The organism is Litorivivens sp., from assembly GCF_041625495.1.
GTDB lineage: Bacteria > Pseudomonadota > Gammaproteobacteria > Pseudomonadales > Spongiibacteraceae > Litorivivens.
In genome coordinates this window covers 1-16,578 of the sequence record NZ_JBFJTH010000003.1, presented here as the reverse complement: position 1 = coordinate 16,578, position 16,578 = coordinate 1, and the positions used below count along the sequence as shown (strand labels likewise).

Genomic DNA, 16,578 nt, shown 5'->3' with positions numbered 1-16,578 from the left:
GATGGCAAAAAAGGACGGCTCCCCGTAAGGAACCATCCCTGTAAATTCTATAAACCCGCTCTTGCGAGCGGGCGCTGATCAGCCTTTGGATGGCAGCTCAACAATAGCAGCACCGGTGGCAGACAGCTCGCCACGATGTGTTTCAGCACGCTGGCTGATTTCCACAAAGCACTTGCCGTTCTCCTGGAACTTGCGTGTCACCTGCCCCTTAATAAAGATCACATCACCATCGGGGTTATGACGGCGGATCTGGCTTTTATGTTTGGTCAGGAACCCGTCGTCCCCCATCCAGTTCGTGCAATGGTGAGTCAACCAGGAAGTTCGCTCGGGGCCATAATCATAGGCGCCGGGTGCACCAACCTGCAGAGCAAAGTCTTCATCCCAGTGAACACGCTCAGGGCAATCCGGCACATTGAAGCGGTTCTTGATGCCCGTACCGGGATGCTTCTGCTGCATTTTGTAAGCCAGCTTGTTGGCCCGAATATACAGACCACCCCAACCCTGCGCGTAACAGATAAAGCCGGTCACTGTCATGGGACCTTTCATCATGGTAGGCAATTCTTCGCCTTCCTGCACATCTTCCCAATAGCGGGGGGTTGCGCCGCGAATTTCTTCCTGATCGTAAAGCTTGCTCCACTGAGCCAGCTGCTCATCCGTATGCGGTTCAACCTTGCCTTTTACGTCAGTGTATTTAGTACCACGCTCTCGCGCTTCGTCGCGGTCGGTTCGAAAGACCCAGCTATCGGCGTCGGCTACCAGATCACCATGCTGGTTGTAAAAATCAACATGGTAAATCTGCTGGAACGAACGACCCGCAAACTTAGTCTGATGCTCTACCAGATCTTTCAGGTAGGCTTCTGTGCGAATGGAATCGTTACGCATTACCGGCTTGTGCCAGTTCCAGTCTGCACCCGCCCACATGGCATGCACGCCAGACAGACCACCGCAGTAACCAGAAATAATACGGCTGGTGGTAAACATAAAGCTGGGCAGCGCAACAAGTTCACCGTACTTCGTGTTCTTGGCATACTCGGGATCACACCACAGCGGGTTGTCATCACCAATACCGTGGGCGTAATGACGGATCGCGTCTCGAGTAGCTTCGTAGTTCCAAGGCTCGATCGTATTTTCAATTTTTACACCGATACGCTTGCGAAGGGATTCCAGACCTTCTTCGGTGATTTTGGGGAATTTGTTCTCTGCCATTTTCCTCTCCTAAGTTTAAACGCCGGCGGCCGCTGCAGCTTTCGCTGTTTCGCGGTCACGCAAGATCTTGCGGTGAACTTTGCCTGCCGGCGTTTTGGGAAGTTCACTCACAAATTCAACAATGCGCGGGAATTCATGCTGGGCCAGGCGGCTCCGGGTAAATTCCTGCAGCTCTTTAATCAATGCGTCGCTGCCTTGCTGCTTGCCGACAACAAACGCTTTTACTACTTGGCCACGGGTTTCATCAGGTACGCCAATAACCGCAACTTCATCCACCGCATCGTGTTTGAGCATGGTGTTTTCAATTTCGACGGCACTCATGGTCCAACCGGCAGAAATGATCACGTCATCGGCACGCCCGCAGTGGTAGAGATAGCCGTCTTGGTCGCGACGGGCCAGATCTTTGGTTGTCTCCCAGTGGTCGCGCTTCCAGAGCATCAATTCGCCTACTTCATCGGCATCCGTTTCTGTGCCGTCGCTGCGCTGCACCTGCAGCTTCAGGCCGGGAATAGGCTTCCCTAGCGAACCGGGCTTTACATCGTAGTCCTGAGCGCCGGGGAAATTGACCAGCACTACGCCGATTTCGGTAGTGCCATACATACTGCAGGCCGGCACCTTGAAGGTTTCGTCAATAAATTCCAGGGTGCCCGGATCGCAAGGTTCTCCCGTGAAAGAAAGCTTGTTGATCGCGAAGCTAAAGTCATCACCCTTGCCGGAGTTTTTCATCATTCGGTAGTGGGTGGCTGCCGCAGACATATTGGTGATCTTGTAATCCTGCAATGCCTTCATTAGACGCACTGCGTCAAAGCGACCCGCGAAAGTACCGGTGGTAACACCCAAAGCTAACGGTGCAAGTGTGCCGTGCCAAAGACCGTGCCCCCACGCGGGCGACGAAGGACAGAAGTACTCATCGCCCGGCCGAATACCAGTGCCATAGAGCGCCGCGAACATCAGGGTAACCAGTGACTTATGGGTATGCTTTACTGCCGCCGGTAACTCGCGAGTAGTGCCGGAAGTGTATTGGAATACCGCAAGATCGGAGGCCTTGGTGCGGGTTTCAAAGACCGTTGGGTACTGGCTGATTTCATTAAGCAGATTGTCGTTGGCAACTACGATATCGAGCCCGTCAACCTGATGGGCAATATCTGATTTGTCATCGTTGGTAACCAGCAATTTTGGTTTGCAGTCATCCACGCGCAGACGAAGGCCATCCAGCCCAAACAGGGTAAACAGCGGTACCGAGATGGCGCCAGTCATCATTGCGCCAAACAGACTGGTATAAAAGGGCAGCGAGGGCTCAAGCATAAAAGCTATTCGATCGCCCGGCTGGATGCCTTTTTCCACCAGCCAATGGGCAAACTGCGCAGAGCGCGCAGCAATTTCGTCAAAACTCAGGATCTCATCTGCCCCGTCCGCATGGGCTATTCGAACGGCGGTGCGACCGCTGCCATCTGCGTGGCGGGTCATGCACTCGTGGGCAATATTCAGGTGCTCGCGGTCACCATCAAACAACTCCCAAAGTGCTGATGAACTGGCGTGGGCCTGTGCATCAGCGTAGGAGGTGTAGTCAGTCAGTTTGGCCATTGTTTCACCGGTAGCTCAGTAGAACGATACATAGTCGCCGCTAATCAACAGCGTTGTTGATGTACACAATGCCACACACCCATCGGCATTTCAAATACTGAATTAACTTTTATATATTGAATAGCGCTGGATGCTCCGGCGCCGCACCCGCGCTGCCACAGCCCGCAAACATCCAGCACCGTTAACCTTTCGATGCCATCGCAAAACTGTAGCGAATATGATCTACGTGGGCCGAAGGCACCACCGGAAACACAAGCGGCTCAGCGGTATCGCGAATTTCATCGATGCGCTCGCCCACCTCCGCCATGGTCCAGGCAGGTTGATAAACCCCCCGACTTTCGGCGATTGCAGTGCGCGCCACTCGGCCAGCGATGGATACCAACATTTCTCCGGTGATAGTGCAGCTGTCATGGCTGAGCCAACCGACAACCGGCGCCACCAGTTCTGGCTCCATGGGTGGGTAGGCAGAGGTATCAATACCTTCCGCCATCCGGGTGACCGCCCCCGGGATAATCAAATTGCACTTTACGTTGTGCTCATCACCTTCCAGCGCAACCACATTGGAAAGCCCGATCATGCCGGCTTTGGCTACGCCATAATTGGCCTGCTTGTGATTGCCATAGAGACCGCCGATAGAACCGGTAAGCACTATTCGACCAAAGCCTGCATCGCACATTAAAGGAAACGCTGGCTTAACCACGTTAAAAGCGCCGTGCAAATGCACATCAAGCACATCGTTAAAATCCTGATATGTCATATCGCGCAGAGACGCCGGTCGCACAATACCGGCGTTGTGAATCAGAATATCGATCTGCCCATAGGCCTGGATCGCCGCGTCGACAATATTTTTTCCTCCCTCGGGCGTGGCGACCGAATCAGTATTGGCGACAGCTTGCCCGCCGCTGGCCACAATCTCGTCAACCACAGACTGAGCCGGCCCAACATCCATGCCGTCGCCCTGCAGACTGCTGCCCGGATCGTTAACCACGACACGTGCGCCCTGCGCAGCAAGCAAGAGCGCATAAGCGCGCCCGAGCCCCCTACCCGCGCCGGTAATCACCGCTACGCGCCCACCGAATTGCAAATCTGACATGACCGCTCTCCGTAATCTTTTATCCGCCTAAAACAAAAAGGGGCAGCGATAGACAACCGCCGCCCCAACCAGCTTCGCGACCTTACTTCGTCGGCAGCTCAATCTCTGCGGTGGCCGTGGCCATGACCGAATCCGTCTGCGTAGCCATTTTGCATTCAACCTGAATGATATTGCGGCCCTCTTCATCGACTTTCTTGTCAACCACTTTGGCAGACAGAACCGTGATATCTCCCGTAAATGCCGGGCCTCGGTACGCTGCTTTACTGTGGACAACCTGCCCCCACTCGCCGGCCCATCCCGCCAGATAATCCAGCACCCAAGCCCCCATCGAGGCGCCGTAGCCGTATGCGCGAGACATACCAATGCGGTGTGCCCACTCCGGGAATAGATGGCCGCGCGAGGGACCAAAATAGGCGCCATCAGTCAGCTCAGGGTTATCCCGCTCCATTACCGGGTCATTTTCATGGCCGGCAAACTCTGCGGTAAAGCCCATTGCCTCCATGTCCATACCGGGACGATGGGTGCCGCCCCAGATCGTAAACAGATAGGCGCGCCATTCAGTGGTGAAGCTGGCAATACTGTGTGGTCCGATAATACGAACGGGAAGCTCGTCACCAACATTTACGTCGTCCCAGTAGCGCTTGCCATGCCCCAGGTCGTGCATCATCTTGATGTATTCGTATTTCTTCGACTGGATATCTTCCAACTGCTCCGGGGTCCAGATCGGGTCTTCAGTCGGCTCCATTGCACCCATTTCCACCGCTGCCTCGCGGCTGTAACGAATGGCAGTGGAGCGCTGTTTCGCTATGAAGTCCCCGTCCTGGTTGTAGTAGTTGTTGTCACCACGCTGGAAACAGGTGGGGCCGGCAAAGCTTGTTTCTTTAATGCTGTAATCCAAGGGCACTTTTTCGTTAGTAATTTCGTCGCCACCGAAAATGCGCGGGCCGTAGAACCACCACTCGTCACCGCCAAATATCAGGTGAGAATCCGGAATTTTGCCGACGCAAGCCGGGCCGGCACCGTGGCCGTCATCGGTTGCCACCGCAAAAGACTGCGGTGCCACCAGCTTGCCGTAGCGTCCTTCTGCTGCGAAGTCGTGATCGTAGTGCAGCAGGTTCGGGTAGTGCATCGCCTGCACCCAGCGACGAAAATCATTGTTGTGCAAGGGTTCTTTCATCCGCGCTGGCGCAATCGGCTTGCCCATCAGTGCATCGAGATCAGATGTATCGAGGGTATGCTTCGTCATAGTGCTACTCCAAAAAAAATAATCGGGTCAGGACACAATCGGGCGCAACGCAATAACGCTGCCGTCCGCATCGCCTGAAAGGTAAAGGGTTCCATCTGCGCCCGCGGCAATCCCTGCAAAAGGGCCCATTGGCCCGGAGAGAGGGGGAATCGCCTGCAGGAATTTGGGGACCACACCATCGGGGGCACCCACCGGCAGATTCTGCGCCAGCGTTCGCTGCGCGCCGCTGGACAGGTTTAGTTCGATCAAAGATTTTGCACCTACATCAACAATGTAGAGCAGGTCTCCCAGCACCAGTATTCCCTGCGGCTGACGCAGACCATCAAGCACGGTTTCAACCCGCTTACCGACCACTTTCACCACGCGACCGGCTTTTTCTTCAGCGACCAGCACGGCGTCGTCGTGCACGGCAACGCCCATCGGTTCTTTAAGATCCTGGGCCAACGTAGACACTTCGCCGTTGCGCACAGCCAGCAGACGCCCACTGCCCGCATCTGCCGCAAATACCGTATCGCCAGCCAGCGCCACGCCATAAAGCCGGTCGAAACCCTCTGCCAGAATGTCGCTGCGCTGCCCTGCCGGTTGCCACCGTGCAATCTGACCATTGGCCGTCGTCACGACGTACTCACCAGGAGCTGATGCTGCAACGCCTCGGGTATAACCTGGAAAACCCGGTGAAAAAAGCATACCTGCAACCTGCGGCTCACCACCGGGCGTCATCGTGTAGGTGAAGCCGCCATCGGCAATAAACAGATTGCCATCCTCGTTCACCGCCAGCCCGAGCGGAAATTGCATGCCGTCGGGAATAACCGAGCGCAATTTTCCACCGCCGAGAATTTCGTTAACCTGCCCGGAAATGCTCGATACAAACAACCGCTTGCCAATAAAACTCAGGTTATCCAGCCCCGGCGCGATTGTCGCCAATACTTCGCGCTCTCCGGTCGCAAGGTTAATACGCAATACCTGACCACTGCCCACCTGGGTACTGACAATAAATCCATCTGCGTCAAACTTGACGGCATCCGGCACACCCAGCTCGGTGGCAACTACTTCGGGTTGCCCGCCATCCAGGCTTACTCGCCAGATTTCATTGACCCCCATCACCGGAAAATACAGTTTGCCGTCCGGCCCCACTTCCATCGCATTAGGCATCGGCACGTTTTCCAGAATAATGCGCGGTGGTGCACCATTCAGATCCAGCTCCATAATGCGGCCCTCGGGACGACACTCCCCCGCAAACAGGCGGCCGTTATATATCGTGATCGGGTTGGCACACGGCATATCCCCGCAAACAACACGACTCTGGCCACTTGGCGATAGCATACTGACGCGACCTTCGGTGATCTCCGTAGCAAACAGATTGCCAGCAGCGTCAAAGGCGAGGTCGTCGGGCGCCACAATGTCACCGCCCATTGGGCTGATGCTTTCCACCAGCCCTGTATCCACATCGATCGCGCTGATCTGACTACCAGACACCTGCGCAACGTATAGTCGACCGTCAGCACCCGTACGGAGGCCGTTGGCGCCATAGAGTCTGCTGGGCTGCAGTAAACGCTCAAGCTGCCAGCCCGGTGCAATATCAGGATTTACCCCACCGGGATAGCGGGTCGCGTGTAATGACATAACCTACCCTCTTGTATTTTCTTGCCTGACCCAAGTGACAAAGCGAGGCTCAACAGCCGCAGCCGTCCTCCCGCCGACGGAAAAATCCATTCCGGACTCGCCTAGACTAGCCAAAGCGTGTCAATATTAATAATAATCAACACTGTTCATCAAATGATAAAATATGTCCATATCTATTTTTTATTTAATTTAACTATTAAATCATGTTTTATAGCGTTTACTGGCATTAAATATATATTTGTACGGACAATTGAAAAATATAATATTGAAGCCATGATGCGTCGACGGTATGCTTGAGTATGCACAAGACGGACAACTAACGCCTGTCACGCTCAACGCGAAATCAGAACCAAGGCAAAGGCGAAAACTATGAACAAGATTGCATCAGACAACTGGCCAGAATCCTGGAAAACGCTGGAGCATGGCATTCGCAGCGGCCGCTACACCGACCCTGAATTTGCCCGCCTCGAGCACGAACGTCTGTGGAGCAACACCTGGCAAGCTGCGGCACGCTTGGATGAAATTCCCGAAACTGGCGACTACACCGTCTACGATATAGGCCATCACTCCATCATGGTGGTACGGGTCGACGAGAACACCGTCAAGGCCTATCACAATGCCTGCCCACATCGTGGCACCGCCCTGGCCGAAGATGCGGGCAGCTTTGAAAAATGCCGAATCATTTGCCCTTTCCACGGCTGGCGCTGGGATCTAGCCGGCAAAAACCAGTACGTACTGGAGCGCCAACAGTTCAGAGACGGCAAACTCAAAGATGAAGACGTTGCCCTGAAAGAGGTACCGGTTGAGATCTGGGCCGGTTTCGTTTTTATCTACCCAGGAAAAAACCCCAGCTCGTTTGCCGATTTCATCGCACCAGTCAAACAACTTACTGAAGATCTCGCCATCGGCGACATGCATCACTACTGGTGGAAATCTGTTGAAGTACCGGCCAACTGGAAAGTCGCCGTAGAAGCCTTCCTCGAGGGCTACCACGTTCCCGCAACGCACCCACAATTGGAGAAGGAAGGCGCCGACTTCATCTTTGGCGACGATGTCGCCACGCCACCACCACACTACAGCCATCTGGACCACCTATACGAAACCTTTGAACACGGCCACGGTCGCTTTCTTGGTGGCGAAAAAACACCCATGGCCGGTCACGTCCGCGTTGAAGGCGATCCAGTAGATCTAATGGCTGACCGACTCAACTTGCTGGTCGAAGGCATGGATGCCATGGTACTGGCTGAAGATGTAGCGTTAGTGCGCTCACTAAAAGGAAAACCCATTCCAGAGGGTTCGTCGCTCGGTGCGGAATATATGAAAGCACTTTACGAAACGGCGGCCAAACAGCAGCGTCCCATGCCCAAACCCGAACCGCAGGTATTAGCGCAATGGGGCGGCGAAATTTTTATCTTCCCCAATCTCATGATTCTGCCCCAGGCCGGCAATACCATGATTTACCGGGTTCGCCCCAATGGCTTTGATCCAAACTCCTGCATCTTCGAAATCTATTCCACCAAAACATTGCCAGCCGCCGAAAAACCCAAACGCGCTGAAGTGCAGAAAATGACAGACGTACATGATCCCGCACAGTTTCTGCAGATCCCACGACAGGATTTCGCGAATATTCCACGCATTCAGAAAGGCCTCCATACCCAGGGCGCAAAGCAAATTTGGTTGGCGGATTACTATGAAAAGATCATCCTGAATATGCATCAGGAAATCGACAGATACATCAAAGACTAAACCCGTTTTGTAACACCGCACACAGGATCGACACCATGACTACAGCCTTGCATGAAAAGCTTAAAGCCACCAACCTGAAAGATCATATCGGCAGCAAGATCGGCCTCAGTAAAGCTCAGCTGCTCAGCGGCGAGTTCGCTGCAGATATTCGCGAACTGATTGAACAGCGAGGCGTACTCGTATTTCCGAAAATCGACTTCACCGAAGAAGAACAGGTGGCCTTTACCGAAACGCTGGGCACCATGGCACCCGAAATGGACGGCGAGCTGCTTTACAAGGTGACGCTTGATAGCAGCGCCAATGTCAAAGCGGACTACCTGAAAGGTTCCATGTACTGGCACATCGATGGCACCATGAGCAAAGTACCCGTCTTTGCATCTATTCTCAGCGGCCGAGTGCTGTCGAAAGAAGGAGGCAATACCGAATTTTGCAACACCTACGCTGCCTACGACGCTCTATCCGATGACGATAAAAAAGCCATCGAAAAACTGCGCGTGAGCCACTCGGCATGGGCGACACTGTTCTACTACGACCCAGAGCCGCCACTGCAAAAAGTTCAGGAAATGATGCGTATCGGCGAAAACAACTTACCGCTGGTCTGGAAACACGCCTCTGGCCGAAAATCGCTGGTGATAGGTGCCACAGCACACCACGTGCTGGACATGGATCACATGGAAAGCACCCAACTACTGGTACGCTTGCGTGAATGGGCCACACAGGAGCAATTCACCTACAGCCACACCTGGACCGTAGGCGACACCGTAATGTGGGATAACACCGGCACCATGCACCGGGCAACGCCCTATGACCCCAACTCAGGGCGCATGATGCTGCGCACCAAGCTTAAGGGCGAGGAGTCCTTTGAAGCGGCTTAAAAGTTAAGCAAGACACAAAAACGCCAGGCGCATAGCCTGGCGTTTTTAGTTGTCGCTAGCTTTCCAAGAAGACGACTCGGTCGGACTGGATTACTTAGCAGCCATCGCTTCCGGCGATAGATATTTAGTGGACGACCATCCGCCATCGACAACGATCGTCTGTCCATTGATGTATTCGCCGCCCTTGGAACACAAGAATGCAATGGTGCTCGCGATATCCTCAGCCTCCCCCAATCGCGGGTACGGCGTCATATCCACGTTCATTCGCACAAAATCCGGATCATTCATCCGCTCACGCACCATATCCGTCGCCGTCACGCCCGGCGCCACGCAGTTGGCGCGTATACCCTGCGCGCCATATTCGCAGGCAATATGCAGCGTGAGAGATTGCAGCCCGCCTTTAGAAGCGGAATAGGCGCCACCACGTCGACCACCCACCACCGCAAAGGTGGAGGTAACATTGATAATGGCCGAGCCCGGCTTCATGTGAGGAATTACATCCCGCGCCAGGCGAAATGGCGCCCGCAGCATGATTCCCAGAAAACGATCAAGGGTTTCATCGTCTGTTTCATGTAAGGGCTTCGGGCTACCGATACCCGCATTGTTGATCAGGTAGTCTATCCGCCCGAACCGTTCAACGGCCAGCTTAACAATTGTCTGAGGCCCGTCTTCGGCCGCAATATCCACCGACACAGTGGCTACTCGCTCAGTATCATTTCCCAGCGCCGCTTCCAGCTTTTTCAGCTTTTCCCGATCGCGCCCTACACCGACAATTGCAATGCCCATGTCATACAATTTTTGCGCTGTCGCAAAACCAATGCCGCCACCAGCACCTGTAATAATTGCAACCTGCATAATTCTGTCACCCCGTTTCTGCAGTCAATTCGCTACGCCCACTGTACCGCGTGACGCTGGCAAATTGAAGATATTTAAACACCTGTGTTGATTACCTGCGAGAAGCAACCAACGGCTCGCTGTGTCCACCTTTCGACATCATTTCACCTCTACTGCCACAATCACAAAGGCTACACTCTGCCACCACCATGAACGAAAAAAACCGAGCACCGCTATGACATTCGCAGAAAAGTATGGGCCCTGGGCATTAATTATGGGCGCTTCCGAGGGCACTGGCCGAGCGTTCGCCAGGCAACTCGCAGCGCAAGGCTTACCGAGTGTTCTTGTGGCACGAAGGCAGCAGCCGCTACAGGCCCTTGCTGATGAAATTCGTGCGGAGTTTGGCGTTGACTGTATCGTCGCCAGCACAGACCTGAGCCAACCCAATGCCGTCGACAAAATCAAACAGGCATGCGGTGAACGCCATATTGGCCTATTGGTCTGCAACGCCGGCGCCGACCCTAATGGCGCGCACTTTCTCGACAAAACAATCGACAATTGGCAGCAACTGACGATGCTAAACGTTGTTACGCCACTGGCGTGTGTGCATCATTTTGCCAGCGAAATGCGGGTAAAAAAGCGCGGCGGGATTTTGATCGTAGGCTCCGGGGCCTGCTACGGCGGGGGCGCCTATATGGCGACATACACCGGAGTCAAAGCGTTTCAGTTATGCTTCACCGAGTCTTTATGGGCGGAACTCAAGCCCCACAATGTCGACGTATTACATCTGGTACTCACCACCACAGACACACCCGCTTTTCATCAATTATTGGAAGAGAAAGGCAAAAAACCGCCTAAGAATCTGGCCGCACCTGAGGCTGTCGCCGCCACTGGATTGGCCAAGCTCTCTGCTGGCCCCATCTACAACTGGGGACAACGGTTTGGCCTACGCGCATCCTGGCGCAAGCGGCGATTGATGTTGATCAGCTATTTCAGTGAGAAAATGGTGTTTGGTCAGTAGCTACTCGACCGCTGCGCTATGGGCACGCTTTAGATCCTCCTCAAGATAGCGACTGCAATACAACAGCAGCAATGCACCGATCACGCCCAAACCAACAGCACACAGCAGAGCGTAGCGAATCGATTCAATGCCGTGCTCCGCGGCAAAAACATCGCTCAGCGCTCCAACCAGTAGCGGCCCGGCGCCGGCCCCTACGATATTCACAATAAACAGCATAATCGCTGAAGCGGTTGCCCGCATATCCAGCTTGGCCAGATTTTGATTGGTACTGAACATCGCCGGAATATAGATATTGAGCATCAGGAAAAACGGCAGAAAGGTCCACATTGCCATGGTCTGTGTCTGCGACATTAAAAAGACCGCCCCCACGGGCAACCCAGCCAGTGTAATCAAGGCTGGTACACTGACCGCACGGGAAACTTTGATCAGACTCATCTTGTCTACCAGACGACCACCAATCAATGCCCCCAAACTACCCCCGACACCGATAACAATACCCATTAGCTGCCCGGTGCTGATGGGGTTCATGCCGTGGATACGGGCCAGGAACTCAAAGCCCCACATCAGAATCGCATAACCGGTCAATGACAATAATGAATAGCCCGCCATCATAAACACCCAGGCCTTGCTACCGCACAAAAAGACCAGCGTTTCCTTAAGCGTGGAGCTCGCGTTCTCGCCAGTGCGTTGTTCGGAGTATCCACGCGGCGGCTCTTTTACGGTGAAACGAACTAGCAGTGCGATCAACAGACCCGGCGCGCCCACCACGATAAACGCTGTTCGCCAATCAAAAAACTCACGTAAATAGCCACCGCACAAAAATGCGATGGCGCCGCCAACAAAGGCTCCGGCAGCGTATATGGCAAGTGCAGTGCCGCGTTTGCTAACCGGAAAATAGTCAGCAATGAGCGAATGTGCCGGGGGCGAGCCCGCAGCCTCACCAATACCCACACCAACCCTGGCGATGGCGAGCTGACCAAAACTTTTTGCAAACCCTGATAGCACCGTAAAGGCGCTCCACACAGTCAAACCGATGGCAATGATATTGCGCCGACTACCCTTGTCTGCCCAGCGGGCAATGGGGATACCCGCAATGGTATACAACAGGGCAAAGGCAAACCCGACCAGCAACCCCATCTGCGTATCCGAGGCGCCAAATTCCTCCTTGATAGGTCCTATGAAAACCGAGAGAACCTGACGGTCAATAAAGTTAACAACATAAACAATAAACAGCACCGCGAGCACATAGTTTGAATAACCCGTGCTGAACTGAACGCTGTCATCGGTTGGAGCGGTCGATTTAGACATCGCTATATAAACTCTTATTATCGTGTGTTGGATGCCCGACGTGGCGGGCATCGGCGAATTAATCCCACGCTTTACCGGTGCGCGCTTTTTCACGTTCTCGCACATTATCGAGAATATGCTGATTGCTGTCTGTCTTGACCACACCGAACAAACACAGACGCAACACTTCGCGACGCATGCGGGTTTTCATGTTTTCCCGTTCTTTTTTTGTTTTGGCATGTGAATCCACCCATACCGGCCACAAGAAGTAACCAGCCAGCATAAGCACCGACAAGGCTTCGGGGTCTATGCCTTCCTGGGCAATCTCACTTTCGGCCATCTCACGAGTAGACTCCTTAAATTGGCGGAAAAAGCGGTCTTCGCCCGGATTGTCCGCCGCCAGCACTTCAAAGAGCCATATGCGGCAAAGGGCCGGATTATCCACCGCAAAATCCACCAGACCCTCGACGACTTCATAGAGGGGGCGGTCACTCGCACCGCCCTCCCAGTGCCCGGACTCATCAACCCCAACTTCGCCAAAAATCGTGGTGGAAAGGTGGTTACTGACCCATTCGACCGTCGCCTTGATCAGCTCCTCCCGGGTTTCAAAATGCTGGTACGCTGTACCACGGTTTATACCCGCAAGGTTCGCGACTTTCGTTAAACTCAGCGCATCGGGGCCATCCGATGACAGGACTGTACGGGCAGCCTCCAGAATTGCTTCCCGCGTTGCAGCTTTGTCACGTCGTCGCGCCATAGGTTTACCCCCTCAGTTATCATCGCTGTTGATTAGCACTTGTGGATTGTCCGCACCTCGTGCCGTTTAGTCAACACAGTGTTGTCTAAACAATCATCATTTAGACATTCGCTCAGGTCACAATTCATCACTCGACAGTTGCCAGCAAACAGCTCTTTGAGCACACTAACCTGTCGAATTAATTGGCAAACACAACCCAAAGATTGACGGGCAATAACATGAATAAGGAAACCAGAATGCACAAACTGCACCTATTACCGATTGCACTGATCGTGGCAGTCGTCAGCCTGACAGGTTGCTCAAAGTCGAGCGAGCCAGCACCACAAGCCTCAGCAGAAGCAGAACCTCTCCGCCTGGTGGTACCGGCAGGTCAATACAAGAATGACCCTTACCACTCCAGCCTCAACTTCAGCGTCACGCATATTGGACTGTCAAATTATGTCATGCGTTTTACTGACTTCGAGGTAAGCGCCGACATTCAACCAGACAACCTGGCCGCTTCGTCACTGCGAGTGGAAATAGACCCGAGCTCTATTGCAACAGATTACGACGGCGACTACGTGGCAACCCACAAACAATCGCCTTACAAAAGCTGGGAAGAAGACCTGAGCCAAAGCCCCAAATTTCTGAATGTACAAGAACACCCTCAAATTACCTATCAGTCCACCAGCATCACACCAACCGGTGATGGCAAATTGAAGATTGACGGCAAGCTCACACTGCTTGGTCAAACGCACCCGGTGACCCTCACCGCAGAACTGGTTGGCCAGGTTGCACAGCACCCTTTCTTTGGCTTCGGTGCTCTGGGCTTTTCCGTCAGCGGCACCTTTGAGCGTTCCAAATTTGGCATGACACATCTGACCAACCCGCCCCTGATCAGTGACACTGTAACGGTCCTATTTGAAGGCGAACTGCATCAGGTTGTTGAAAAGCCGGCATCGTAAACTGACAGGAACCCAGTAACCGTGGTGCGCTACAACCGCGTCGCGATAGCTTTTCACTGGCTGATCGCGGCGCTGATTATCATCAATCTGGGGCTCGGCTGGTGGATGGGCGACGCGCTAAACGACAGCGCAAGCCGCAACACTGCCGCAAACGCTTTTCAGTGGCACAAATCCATCGGTCTGAGTGTGCTGGCATTGAGCCTGTTGCGTCTCAGCTGGCGACTGCTGCACCCGGCGCCGGCTTTACCGCCACACACTCCACCCTGGGAGCGCTTCGCTGCAAGCGCAACACACGGCTTGTTCTACGCACTTATGCTCGGTCTACCACTGAGCGGCTGGCTGTACGTGTCGACTCAATGGCGTGGTGATGCCCCGATGACCGTGCCCACACTGTGGTTTGGTTTGTTCGAGGTTCCTCATTTACTCGCCCTCAACACCCAAGACGATACTGCTCGACAAGCCATTGCCGGTACGACCCTGCAAGCCCACGAAATACTGAGCTCGGTTTTTATCCTGCTGCTGGTTCTACACGTAGCTGCCGCCTTCCGACACCACCTTATGCTACGGGACGATATACTGGCCCGTATGATTCCGGCACTGTCGTCGGCAGACAAATCCACCCTGCCCAGCAACGGCCGGGCCGGTGCTACAAGAGCTCTGCTCGTGCTGGCGGCCAGTGTCGCATTCATTGCAATTGCCATTGAAAGACAGCCGCAAAACCAAACCGCGCCAGCCATTGAACAGCAGCTTCAGCGCCTGCAAGACTCAACCACGACGGCGTCGCTGGCACTCACCAGCAGCTGGCAGCTAATCACCGAAAAAAGCTACATTGGTTTCAGTGGCAGCCACGCCGGACGCCCTTTTACCGGCAGATTCGGACACTGGGTAAGCAAGCTGCATCTGCCGCTCAACAACCCAGATGCTGGCACTGTGCTGGTCGTGGTCGATACGGGCTCGGCCAGCGATGGCGTGCCCCTGCATAACCGTACGCTCCCTGAGCCAGAGTGGTTTGACGTGAGCACACACCCCTTCGCCACCTTTCAGAGCACGGCAATTACCGCACGCGACAACGGCGATTTTGATCTTCACGGCGTGCTGACCATCAAGGGTCAGGCACTCATACTTGAACCATTAACACTGCGCATCAACAATGACTCTGTACGTATTTCTGGTGAACTGACCATTGATCGGGCCAATATCCCCATGGGCATGGAATCAGATCCCAGCGGCGAGTGGGTATCACGCGATATCAAGATCTTGGTAGAGGCGCAATGGTCGCGGCAGCATGACGGCGACCAGTAAATAAAATGAATATACTACCCAGCGCGGCCAAGCCAACATATGCAGTAAAGCCAGAATCATAACTACCGGTTCGATCAAACACCCAGCCAAGCAAGGGCACCGCGCTGAGCGTGAAGGGCATTATCGCCAATCGCATCATCCCCATCGCACGGCCGACCTGAGTGCTACCATACAATCGTGACAGCGTAAGACTCCACAAAGGTGCGGTGCCGCCCGCCGATACCCCTACCATCATCCCCGCCAGTGCAAAGCCCGCAAAACTTTGTGCCTCTACAAACACCCACGCTGCCAAACCCAGAGTGGCCAGAATAGCGGACAACGCATAATGATGGGGCACTCTGTCACCGCGCCAGGCCACCAACACTTTGCCCGCAAAGTTGGCTATCGCCACCAACGATAAAACAAACACCCCAGTGCTGGCGTCGATGCCTTTACTCACCAACAACGGCAGCATGTTACTGGTGAGCGCAATGGGACCGCAGAAAATAAACCCTAACGATATGGCCAACAGCCAGAAACTACTGTCGCGTAAATTGAGCGCCTTCGGCTGCGTGCGGTGCTTCGGATCATGGTGCTCATCAACGCCTGGTTCTTGAGCAAGTTCAGCAGCTGAAGGCTGCCCTTTTATCAGGCCCCAGGCTACGGGAAGCATTACTAGCGCGAGCGCAGCACCGTAATACCGCAGCCCCACTCGCCACTGAAAGAGCTCAATCAACCACTGCAACAACGGGGGCAGCAACAAACCACCAACGGCCACACCGGTCGCCGCCACGCCCAGTGCCCGGGCACGCTGATGATTGAACCAACGAGACAACAGGCCAGCGCTGGCCATCGAGCCCAATAAGACCGTTGCCGGCGCCATGAAAACCGCATAAACCAGCAATACTTGCCACATGGCCGATGTCCAGGACATCGCGAAAAAACCGCTACAGAACCACAGTGCGGAGCCACTCATTAGCCATTTCAATGGCAGGCGGTCAACCGCAACACCTAGCACGGGACTGAGCAAACCCGCACTCAACGTAGTCACAGTCACACCGAGAACCTGAACCATGGCGCT

Annotated in this window: 14 protein-coding genes; 5 read left to right on the top strand and 9 right to left on the bottom strand. The window is 54.3% G+C overall.

Annotated elements, in window-relative coordinates:
* Positions 1 to 78: 78 nt before the first annotated feature.
* The 5 genes from ABYP39_RS00725 to ABYP39_RS00705 form a co-directional block, all read right to left on the bottom strand.
* Positions 79 to 1,206 carry a MaoC family dehydratase N-terminal domain-containing protein gene (locus tag ABYP39_RS00725; protein WP_372747708.1) on the bottom strand — a complete coding sequence of 376 codons (1,128 nt, stop codon included), beginning with the start codon at positions 1,204 to 1,206 and terminating at the stop codon, positions 79 to 81.
* 15 nt (positions 1,207 to 1,221) lie between these two features.
* Positions 1,222 to 2,790 (bottom strand): acyl-CoA synthetase, encoded by a 1,569-nt coding sequence (locus tag ABYP39_RS00720; protein ID WP_372759369.1) that lies wholly within the window; start codon positions 2,788 to 2,790, stop codon positions 1,222 to 1,224.
* 181 nt (positions 2,791 to 2,971) lie between these two features.
* A complete protein-coding gene (locus ABYP39_RS00715) occupies positions 2,972 to 3,883 on the bottom strand; it encodes an SDR family NAD(P)-dependent oxidoreductase (protein WP_372749231.1) in 912 nt (303 codons plus the stop codon).
* Between the two features lie 82 nt (positions 3,884 to 3,965).
* Positions 3,966 to 5,129, bottom strand: coding sequence for a MaoC family dehydratase N-terminal domain-containing protein (locus ABYP39_RS00710; protein WP_372764087.1), 1,164 nt, complete (start codon positions 5,127 to 5,129; stop codon positions 3,966 to 3,968).
* A 27-nt stretch (positions 5,130 to 5,156) separates the two neighbouring features.
* Positions 5,157 to 6,752 (bottom strand): gluconolaconase, encoded by a 1,596-nt coding sequence (locus ABYP39_RS00705; protein ID WP_372749229.1) that lies wholly within the window; start codon positions 6,750 to 6,752, stop codon positions 5,157 to 5,159.
* Positions 6,753 to 7,121: 369 nt separating this feature from the next.
* On the opposite strand from ABYP39_RS00705, the gene ABYP39_RS00700 reads away from it, so the two are divergent.
* Both ABYP39_RS00700 and ABYP39_RS00695 read left to right on the top strand, forming a co-directional pair.
* On the top strand, positions 7,122 to 8,498 hold the full coding sequence (locus ABYP39_RS00700) for an SRPBCC family protein (RefSeq protein ID WP_372780767.1): 1,377 nt from the start codon (positions 7,122 to 7,124) through the stop codon (positions 8,496 to 8,498).
* Positions 8,499 to 8,533: 35 nt separating this feature from the next.
* Complete coding sequence (locus ABYP39_RS00695; RefSeq protein ID WP_372764766.1) at positions 8,534 to 9,373, top strand: TauD/TfdA dioxygenase family protein; 840 nt, start codon at positions 8,534 to 8,536, stop codon at positions 9,371 to 9,373.
* A 90-nt stretch (positions 9,374 to 9,463) separates the two neighbouring features.
* Here ABYP39_RS00695 and ABYP39_RS00690 read toward each other — a convergent pair whose 3' ends face one another.
* Entirely contained in the window at positions 9,464 to 10,228 is a 765-nt protein-coding gene (locus ABYP39_RS00690) for an SDR family NAD(P)-dependent oxidoreductase (protein WP_372780766.1), read from the bottom strand.
* A gap of 214 nt (positions 10,229 to 10,442) precedes the next feature.
* Here ABYP39_RS00690 and ABYP39_RS00685 point away from each other — a divergent pair, with 214 nt between their 5' ends.
* A complete protein-coding gene (locus tag ABYP39_RS00685) occupies positions 10,443 to 11,228 on the top strand; it encodes an SDR family NAD(P)-dependent oxidoreductase (RefSeq protein ID WP_372780765.1) in 786 nt (261 codons plus the stop codon).
* Here ABYP39_RS00685 and ABYP39_RS00680 read toward each other — a convergent pair whose 3' ends face one another.
* Together ABYP39_RS00680 and ABYP39_RS00675 are read right to left on the bottom strand one after the other, a co-directional pair.
* Positions 11,229 to 12,536, bottom strand: coding sequence for a spinster family MFS transporter (locus tag ABYP39_RS00680; protein WP_372749021.1), 1,308 nt, complete (start codon positions 12,534 to 12,536; stop codon positions 11,229 to 11,231). It abuts the gene before it with no gap.
* Positions 12,537 to 12,594: 58 nt separating this feature from the next.
* Entirely contained in the window at positions 12,595 to 13,272 is a 678-nt protein-coding gene (locus ABYP39_RS00675) for a TetR/AcrR family transcriptional regulator (protein ID WP_372749022.1), read from the bottom strand.
* A 236-nt stretch (positions 13,273 to 13,508) separates the two neighbouring features.
* On the opposite strand from ABYP39_RS00675, the gene ABYP39_RS00670 reads away from it, so the two are divergent.
* Both ABYP39_RS00670 and ABYP39_RS00665 read left to right on the top strand, forming a co-directional pair.
* Positions 13,509 to 14,216 carry a YceI family protein gene (locus tag ABYP39_RS00670; RefSeq protein ID WP_372780764.1) on the top strand — a complete coding sequence of 236 codons (708 nt, stop codon included), beginning with the start codon at positions 13,509 to 13,511 and terminating at the stop codon, positions 14,214 to 14,216.
* A 21-nt stretch (positions 14,217 to 14,237) separates the two neighbouring features.
* A complete protein-coding gene (locus ABYP39_RS00665; RefSeq protein ID WP_372780763.1) occupies positions 14,238 to 15,518 on the top strand; it encodes a cytochrome b/b6 domain-containing protein in 1,281 nt (426 codons plus the stop codon).
* On the opposite strand, the gene ABYP39_RS00660 is transcribed toward ABYP39_RS00665, so the two are convergent.
* Positions 15,466 to 16,578, bottom strand: a 1,113-nt coding sequence (locus ABYP39_RS00660) for an MFS transporter (protein ID WP_372780762.1), incomplete at its 5' end; no start/stop codon positions are given. The two genes, ABYP39_RS00665 and ABYP39_RS00660, sit on opposite strands and share 53 nt — an antisense overlap.